The sequence below is a fragment of the Betaproteobacteria bacterium genome (genome assembly GCA_016791345.1).
GTDB lineage: Bacteria > Pseudomonadota > Gammaproteobacteria > Burkholderiales > JAEUMW01 > JAEUMW01.
In genome coordinates this window covers 1-9,009 of record JAEUMW010000121.1, presented here as the reverse complement: position 1 = coordinate 9,009, position 9,009 = coordinate 1, and the positions used below count along the sequence as shown (strand labels likewise).

General features: G+C 62.4%; 6 protein-coding genes and 2 pseudogenes. 5 read left to right on the top strand and 3 right to left on the bottom strand.

Annotated elements, in window-relative coordinates; translation table 11 throughout:
* From JNK68_04845 to JNK68_04830, 4 genes are all read left to right on the top strand, one after another.
* Positions 1-2,460: histidine kinase (locus JNK68_04845; protein ID MBL8539680.1), on the top strand; the 2,460-nt coding region annotated here is incomplete at its 5' end.
* A gap of 25 nt (positions 2,461-2,485) precedes the next feature.
* The gene (locus JNK68_04840) at positions 2,486-2,860 is read left to right on the top strand and encodes a response regulator (protein MBL8539679.1); all 375 of its coding nucleotides are present in this window, start codon (positions 2,486-2,488) and stop codon (positions 2,858-2,860) included.
* Positions 2,857-5,004, top strand: a complete 2,148-nt coding sequence (locus JNK68_04835) for a DNA polymerase III subunit epsilon (protein MBL8539678.1) — start codon at positions 2,857-2,859, stop codon at positions 5,002-5,004. Before JNK68_04840 ends, JNK68_04835 begins: the two co-directional genes overlap by 4 nt.
* A 210-nt stretch (positions 5,005-5,214) precedes the next feature.
* Entirely contained in the window at positions 5,215-5,856 is a 642-nt protein-coding gene (locus JNK68_04830) for a response regulator transcription factor (protein MBL8539677.1), read from the top strand.
* 178 nt (positions 5,857-6,034) lie between these two features.
* Here JNK68_04830 and JNK68_04825 read toward each other — a convergent pair whose 3' ends face one another.
* Positions 6,035-6,289: a transposase gene (locus tag JNK68_04825; GenBank protein MBL8539676.1), complete on the bottom strand. Its 255-nt coding sequence runs from the start codon at positions 6,287-6,289 to the stop codon at positions 6,035-6,037.
* Positions 6,290-6,535: 246 nt separating this feature from the next.
* Here JNK68_04825 and galE point away from each other — a divergent pair, with 246 nt between their 5' ends.
* On the top strand, positions 6,536-7,555 hold the full coding sequence (gene galE / locus JNK68_04820) for a UDP-glucose 4-epimerase GalE (GenBank protein ID MBL8539675.1): 1,020 nt from the start codon (positions 6,536-6,538) through the stop codon (positions 7,553-7,555).
* A gap of 128 nt (positions 7,556-7,683) precedes the next feature.
* On the opposite strand, the pseudogene JNK68_04815 reads toward galE, so the two are convergent.
* Positions 7,684-8,160, bottom strand: a pseudogene (locus JNK68_04815) (transposase family protein).
* A gap of 262 nt (positions 8,161-8,422) precedes the next feature.
* Positions 8,423-9,009, bottom strand: a pseudogene (locus tag JNK68_04810) (transposase family protein).

Here is a 9,009-nt window from a genome sequence, read left to right as displayed (position 1 = left end):
CGCTACGGCAAGAGCGCGCTGCTGGGAGGCCTGGTGACCGTCATCGCGGTCATCGGCATCGTCCCCTACATTTCGCTGCAGCTCAAAGCCGTTTCGACGAGCTTCACCATCGTCGTGCAGTACCCGCGGATCGCGATGCCGACAACCCTGGGCGCGACCCCGCTTTTCTCCGATACCGCCCTCTACGTCGCCCTGCTCCTCGCAGCGTTCACGATCGCGTTCGGCACGCGCCATCTCGACGCCTCGGAGCGTCACGAAGGCATGGTGGCCGCCATCGCCGTCGAGTCCATGGTCAAGCTGGTGGCATTTCTCGCGGTCGGCATCTTCGTGACCTTCGTTCTCTACGACGGCCTCGCCGACCTCTTCGACCGCACCGCGGTCGAAGTCCAGACGTCACGGTTGCTCGCCCCGCCGCACCTGGGAACGGACGGCGACAGTTATGCGAGCTGGGTGTGGCTCACCATACTCTCGATGCTGGCGCTCCTGCTCCTCCCCCGGCAGTTCCAGGTCGCAGTGGTGGAGAACGTCGACGAGAAGTACGTCGGCACGGCGATGTGGCTGTTTCCGCTGTACATGCTGGCGATGAACATCTTCGTGCTGCCGATCGCCGTCGGCGGCCTCCTGCGCTTCCCGGGTGGCCACGTCGACCCCGATACGTTCGTCCTGACCCTGCCGATGGCGGAGCATTGGGAAGGTCTCGCCCTGCTGGTCTTCGTCGGCGGGCTGTCGGCGGCCACCGGCATGGTCATCGTCGAAACGATCGCCCTCTCGACCATGGTCTGCAACGACCTCGTCATGCCGGTCCTGCTGCGCTGGCGAGCGCTCGGCGTGCACGAAGCGCGCGACCTCTCGCGCCTGTTGCTCGCCGTGCGCCGCGGTGCGATCGTGGCCATCCTGCTGCTCGGCTATCTCTATTTCCGGCTGGCGGGGGAGGCCTATGCGCTGGTTTCCATCGGCCTCATCTCCTTCGCCGCCGTCGCCCAGTTCGGGCCGGCGCTCCTGGGCGGGCTCTTCTGGAAGGGCGGCACGCGTTCCGGTGCCCTGGCAGGGATGTCTGCAGGGTTCGCGATCTGGATCTACACCCTCCTCCTTCCGGCGATCGCGAAGTCGGGGTGGATTGCGCTTTCCTTCATCGAGCAGGGACCGTTCGGCATCGCCCTCCTGCGGCCCTTGCATTTCCTCGGTCTGGACGGCCTGGACCAGATCACGCACGCAATGATCTGGAGCATGCTCTTCAACATCGGCGCCTATGTCACGGTCTCGCTGCTCGGGCGTCAGAGCGTGGAGGAACATCGGCAGGCATCGCTTTTCGTCGACGCGCTCGACCGCAACGCCAACTCGGAGTGGGCGCGGCTGTGGCGCGGCACGGCGTCGGTGGCCGCCCTGGAGGAACTGCTCGGACGCTTTCTCGGGCCGGCGCGGGCACACGAGGCGTTTGACGCCTATGCCCGCCAGCAAGGCATCCCATCCAAGCAAAAGCTGAAGGCAAACGCGGAACTGGTGAATTTCGCCGAGACGCAGCTCGCCGGTGCGATCGGGGCGGCGTCGGCGCGCGCCATGGTGGCGTCGGTGGTCGATGAGGAGCCGATCGGCCTCGACGAGGTCATGAGCATCCTCGACGAGGCCTCGCAGGTCATCGCCTACAGCCATCGACTGGAGGAAAAGTCACGCGAGCTGGAGGCGGCGACTACCGAGCTGCGCGCGGCCAACGAGCGGTTGAAGGAGCTCGATCGCCTCAAGGACGACTTCATCTCCACCGTCACGCACGAGCTGCGCACGCCACTCACCTCGATCCGTGCGTTCTCGGAGATCCTCCGCGACAACCCGCAGCTCGAGGAAGCCGAGCGCACCCGCTTTCTCACGATCGTGATCAAGGAATCCGAGCGCCTCACCCGCCTCATCAACCAGGTGCTGGACCTGGCCAAGATCGAGTCGGGCAAGGCCGAGTGGCACGTCGTCGACGTCGATCTGCGGGAAGTGATCGAGGAGTCCGTGGCCGCAACGAGCCAGCTCTACCGTGATCGCGGCATCGCGCTCGACGTCGAATTGCCCCCGGCGGTGCCGAGCATCCCGGCGGACCGCGATCGGCTGATCCAGGTGATGATCAATCTGCTGTCGAACGCGAGCAAGTTCTGCAGCCGCGAAGCCGGACGCGTACGGGTCACACTCCGACGGGAGGAGACCTGTCTCCGGGTGGATGTCACCGATAATGGCATCGGCATCAGCCGGCAGGACCAGGAGATCATCTTCGAGAAGTTCCGCCAGGTGGGAGACACGCTGACCGACAAACCGCAGGGCACGGGTCTGGGCCTGCCCATCTGCCGCGAGATCGTCGGACACTGTGGCGGACGGCTCTGGGTGGAGAGCGAGCTTGGGTGCGGTGCAACCTTCTCCTTCGCCCTGCCCCTGCCACAGGAGCAGCGGCAAGCAGTCGCCACACCGTCCCTGGCAACGCCTTAACGAGAAAAAACCGAAAGAGGAAAGGATGGCCAAGAAGATTCTGATCGCGGATGACGAACCCAACATCGTCATCTCGCTCGAGTTCCTGATGCAGCGCAACGGATACGAGGTCAAGACGGCCGGCGACGGCGACGCGGCGCTTCGTCTCGTCGGCGAATTCCGGCCGGACCTGATTCTGCTCGACATCATGCTGCCCCTGAAAAGCGGCTACGAGGTGTGCCAGAAGATCCGCGAGAACCCGGAAGTCAGCGCGATGAAGGTCGTGATGATCACCGCCAAGGGGCGCGACATCGAAGTGGCGAAGGGGCTCGCCCTGGGTGCGGACGCCTACATCACCAAGCCCTTTTCCACGCAGGATCTGCTCGAGCAGGTGAAGCGGCTGCTCAGCGAGGCGGCATGACGCCGAAGGCGAAGTTCGCGGTACTCTGGGGCGCGCTCTTCGTCGGCCTCATCCTCATTCTGGCAGGCGTGGTGGGCCTGCTCGCGCAGCAGATCCCCGAGGATCAGCGTGCGCAGGTTTCCGCTGCGGTGGAGGATCCGATCGGCCTCGGGCTGGTCGTCTTTCTCGCCCTCTTCGTATTGACGGGGCTGCTGGCGCGGCTCGCCGTGCGCAGCCAGGTGACGCCACTCTTGCAGCTGATCGAAGGCGCCCGCATCCAGCTCACGGCCAACCCGGCGCATCGGGTCGAGGTCGCAGGGACGGCGGAGACCCGGGAACTCGGCCGCATCGTCAACACCTTCGCCGAACGCCACGTGGAACTCAAGCGGGACGTCGAAGCCCGCATCCGACAGGCAAACGCAGGACTCGAGGAGGAGCGCAACCTCCTTGCCGCACTGATGTCGGAGCTCACGCAAAGCGTGCTCGTCTGCAATGTCGAAGGCCGCATCCTCCTCTACAACCAGCGCGCGAAGCAGCTTCTGTCCGGCAACGGTGAAGGCAGGGCCGACTCGGCATTGTCCGGGCTCGTCGGGCTCGGACGATCCGTATTCGGCGTGATCGACCGCAATCTCGTCGTGCACGCGCTGGAGAACGTGCGCTACCGCATCGACCAGGGCGACGCGCGGCCGCTGTCCAATTTCGTCGCCACGTCACCGAGCGGGACGCTGGTGCGCGCGCAGATGGTGCCGGTGTTCGGTCAGGAGCGCGAGATCTCCGGATTCGTCCTGACCGTCGAGGACATCAAGCGCTCGGTGGAAATGGAGGGGCAGCGCGATGACCTGCTGCAGTCGCTGACGCAAGGCACGCGGGCTTCGCTGGCGACGATCCGCGCCGCCGTCGAAAACATGCTGGCGTTTCCCGAGATGGATCCCGAGCGGCGCACCCAGTTCACGCAGATCATCAGCGACGAGGCGGGGAAGCTCAGCGGCCTGCTCGACCAGAAAGAGGCGGACTACGCCAATGCGGTGAAGGGTCGCGCGCGCCTGGAGCCGATGCTGGGCAGCGACCTGATCTCGGCGGTGCAGCGCAACGTGGAAAGCCGTCTCGACCTGAGAACCAACACGGAGGACGTCGCCCCGCTCTTGTGGCTGCAGGTCGACAGTTACACGCTGGTGCAGGCAATCACCTATCTCGCCACACGGTTGCGCGAAGAGATCCGCATTCGCGATCTGCGTTTCCGCTTGCGCAGCGAAGGACGCCTCGCGCAGTTCGATCTTCTCTGGGCCGGGGGCTTTCTTTCCGTCGACACGATCCTCGCCCTGGAGAACGATCCGTTCACCGCCGGCGGCTTCGCCAGCCCCCTCTCGCTCAACGACGTCGTCGCGCGGCACGGCGGCGAGGCGTTCTATCAGTTCGATCGCCCGCGGATGACCTCGTGCTTCCGCCTGCTGCTGCCGCTCGCCGAAGCCGAGCAGGCATGGACGGGTCCGGCGCCCCTCGCAAGTCGCCCCGAGTACTATGATTTCGATCTCTTCCACCAGCCGGGGCAGTCGCATGAACTGGACGACCGGCTGCTTTCGGACCTCACCTACACCGTCTTCGACACGGAGACGACGGGCCTCGACCCCTCGGAAGGCGACGAGATCATCCAGATCGGCGCGGTGCGCATCCTGAACGGACGCATGCTGCAGCAGGAAGCCTTCGACCACTTCATCAATCCGCGCCGGCCGATGTCCGCGGATTCGATCAAGATCACCGGAATCACGCCGGCGATGCTGGAAGAGCATCCGACAGCGGAGCAAGTCCTGCCCGCGTTCCACCGGTTCTGCGAAGATACGGTTCTCGTGGCGCACAACGCCGCCTTCGACATGCGTTTCCTGCAGCTCAAGGAGGCATCGACGGGTGTCCGGTTCACGCAACCGGTGCTCGATACACTGCTGCTGTCGGCCGTCCTGCACCAGGACCTCCAGTCGCACCAGCTCGAAGCCATCGCCGAGCGGCTCGGGATCAACGTTATCGGTCGCCACACGGCCCTGGGCGATGCGATCGTCACCGGCGAGGCGTTCCTGAAGATGATCCCCCTGCTCGCCGAGAAGGGGGTGCGCACCCTGAAGGATGCGCGTGATGCAGCGGAAAAGACTTTCTATGCACGGGTGAAATACTGAATGCCGACGCATTCGAGCGTGTCGACCGGCAACGATCCTGCGCCCCCCGAGAAATCCGGGAGCCCGGGAGCGTCCGTTTCGTGCAGTACCGCGTCCGCCTCAGGCCCCTTGGCCCGCCCGTCAGGCGCGCCGGAGGATCCCCTCCCGGTAACTAGAATTATCGCGAGAGACCCTTCGACTCCCCTACCCGGGGCTGCCACGAGCGGACACATGCCGACACCGGAGGCAAACCAACAGCCCGCAGTCTTCGTCGTCGACGACGATGAATCCACACGCGAGCTTTTTCACTGGCTGCTTTCGAGCAACGGCATTCCCGTGCAGGTTTTTCGCTGTGCGCAGGATTTCCTGCTGGCTCTGCGTGTCAGCCGCCCCGGCTGCGTCGTCCTCGATCTGCGCATGCCCGACATGTCCGGTCTCGATCTGCAGAAGCATCTGGCGGCGCGCGGCGTCGACGTACCGATCGTTTTCGTCACGGCCGAAGGCAACGTGTCGCAGGCCGTTGCGGCGGTCAAGGCAGGTGCCGTCGATTTCATCGAGAAGCCGTTCGACTACAGTCGGATTCTGCTTCTGGTTCGCGAGTGTCTCGCGCGCTACGGCGAGCAGCGCCGACGACTTAACGAGCAGCACCGGGTCGCGTATCGCCTCGCTTCCCTCACGCCGCGCGAACGTGAAGTGCTGGAACAGGTCATGGCCGGCAAGCCGAGTCGTGTCATCGCCGAGGACCTGGTGATCAGCGTCAAGACGGTCGAAGTGCATCGCGCCCACATCATGGAAAAGCTGGAAGTGAAGTCCGTCGCCCAGCTGGTGCAGGTGGCCTTGCTCGGTCATTTCGGCGCGCAAGGCAACGCCTGAAAGCATTTCGACCCGGGTTTTCCTTACCAGCTGGGCTCGGCCGATAGTTCGCCATTTCCTTTCCTCACCGCCTGGATTTTCCTTGCTTGCGTGGGGCACGTGCACTCAAGTGATCGGCCAGGATCTGTTTGAAAGTAAGCGGCTGGCGAAGTCTGATGCTTCTCAATCCAGGCGTACTTCACCGCGACTCCTTCGCGAAATACGCCGCCACTTTTTTTACGATCTCCAGATCAAGCTTTCCGCTGGCAAGCTCCCGGCGCAAGCGGGCGTTCTCGGCTTCCAGTTCCGTCGCCGGGCGCCTCGTCGGCGCTGTCCCGTCGTCTGCTTTCAGCCTCCCCGCCCGAGCGCGCCTGACCCAGTTGGACAAACTCGATTCCGGGATACCCAGCCGCTTGGCTGCCTGATTGCTTCCAATCGACTCGGCCAGTCGCACCGCCTCGACCTTGAACTCACCCGTGTATGCCGGTTCGCCACCGCCTCTCTCTTAGCCATTTCCTTTCTCCGTCCACCAGAAAACTACCAACGATCTGATGTACGTGAAACCGGGGCAAGGTTCACTCTGTCACGGATGGCGTAAAGGCACAGAACATGAGAATCTATTGGCGCGGATCACCGCCTGAGAGCACAGCAAATTCCACCTCAGATGTCTACCACACACAAGTAACGGAAAATCAGCTAAATGACGTGCATTCTGGTGACTGGGGGAGCAGGCTACATTGGATCACACACCTGCGTAGAACTTTTAATGGCTGACTATGACGTCGTTGTCATCGATGACTTACGAAACAGTTCCTATGAGGCGATTGACCGCGTGTCACGGTTGACGGGCAGGTCTATCACATTTTTTCACGGTGACATTCGTAATCCAGATACATTGGATAGGGCCTTCGGAACGCGCCGTGTGACAGCTGTCGTGCACTTTGCAGGGCTCAAAGCCGTTGGGGAATCGGTGGCCAAGCCCCTTGAGTATTACGATAACAACGTCGGCGGTTCCATTGCGTTATTCCACGCCATGCAGCGACATGGCGTCGAACAGATCGTTTTCAGTTCATCGGCAACCGTATATGGCCAACCGACGACTGTTCCAATACGAGAGGATGCCCCGTTTGCAGCAACCAATCCGTACGGTCAGACCAAGGTGATGATCGAACAGATGCTGCGCGATCTTGCGGGTACGGGGGCTTCGTGGCGTATAGCGGTACTGAGATACTTTAATCCCGTCGGTGCGCACGAGTGCGGGCTGATCGGGGAGGATCCCACGGGGATTCCCAATAACCTGATGCCATACATAAGCCAGGTGGCGATCGGGCGACGAGAATATCTATCCGTCTGGGGAAGCGATTACCCAACGCCCGACGGTACTGGGGTGCGTGATTACATTCACGTTGTCGATCTAGCGGAAGGGCATGTCGCGGCATTAGCAAAGCTAACCCAGATTTCCGGGTTAGCTACCTTTAATCTCGGAACTGGCCGTGGATGCAGCGTGCTTGAGGTCATCCACGCGTTCGAAACGGCGACGGGAAAATCGATTCCTTATCGGTTTGCGGGTCGCCGTGCCGGCGACGTACCGAGTTGCTTTGCGGATCCGAGAAAAGCCGAAGCCGAGCTCGGTTGGCAGGCGAAGAGAGCGCTATTGGAGATGTGCCGGGATACATGGCGCTGGCAGTCTTTGAATCCCTACGGATACGGGCGAGGCTAGAGACTGATTTTGTGGAAGTGTACTTCGTCCGACTGACCTGCCCTGGAAATTTTGAATGCGCTATTCCTTGGACATGGCTCAGGGTTGAGGGACTGGCATGGACTGATGGTGCTGCTTGAATTCGGTCGGGGGGTCAAGTAGTTCAAGCTCATATGCGGACGCACGGCGTTGTAGTGCTTGCGCCACGCTTCGATGATGATGCTGGCTTCGCGGCGACTGCGAAACCATTCCCGGCTCAGACACTCGTCGCGGAACTTACCGTTGAACGATTCATTCGTTCTGTTTTGCCAAGGCTTCCCGGGATCGGTCAGGGCGGTGTCAATGCGGTTCTCGATGAGCCACTTGAGGATCGCCTGGCTCACGAACTCCGGGCCGCTGTCAGAACGCAGATACGCTAGGGCACCGTGCACGCTGATCAGACGGGCGAGTGCGTCGATGACGCGCCGCGAGCGGATGGAGCCTGCCACGTCGATCGCCAGGCACTCGTGGGTGAACTCGTCGACCACAGTGAGGCACTTGATCTGCTGGCCATTGGCACAGGCGTCGAAGACGAAGTCGTAGGTCCAGACGTGATTGGCTGCACGCGGCGGCAACGGCCGTGGCCGGTTGCCGCAACTGGTAGGCCAAGGTGGAGCGGGCTCTGCCAATCAGCCCGCAGGCGGGTCGCTTCGGGATTCCACGTGCGCAGGCACAGGTGTCAAGCGACATCGAAATTTGATACGGTGTGAGTTACACAGACATCCTTTCACTTTTTTCTGACGATTTTCTTCGACGTTCTGGATCTGACTCCCTTTACTGACCATGTAAGGTCCGCCGTGACGCGCCGGCAGCTTTCTGGTCCTGCTTGCGCGCTGCCCATATGGCGCTCAGTGCCTGATCGATCGTGTAGTTTCGCTGCCGAATCCTCTCTTCGCTGCCGTCGTAGGCCGCGGCAACCTCTTCGAGCAAGGGGATCGCTTGGCCGAGTTCGCAGACGCGATCAATCGGGGTCTTGCCACCTAGCGAACCATGAGGGCGACGCCAGTTATAGTCGAACTGCCATTCCTCTATCCGCCTCGCGATCTCCGAATCCTTCGGGTCGTGGCGCGTCCAGAACTCCTGCAGATCGGTTGCTTGCGATCGCTCAACCTTGCCGTTCAGGTGCGGTGAGCGCGGTGGGATAGGTCGGTACTTGATGGCGTGCGACTTCAGCCAGCGCTGGACCTTCTCGGCCATGAACTCGCCGCCGCGGTCGGTCTGGACGCGCTGGATCGGAAACGGCATCTCCTCGACGACGCGGGCCAAGAACGTAAGGCAAAAGGCGGCTGTGCGTCGCGGGTACACCGCGAGCACCCGAAAACGCGAGCAATCGTCGACAGCAGTGTACTGATAGACGCCTGGCGCAACCTTCATCGTGTCCAACTGCACCCGATCACCGGGCACGGGTCGCGCGTAGCGCGTTGGCCGCTTCCTCC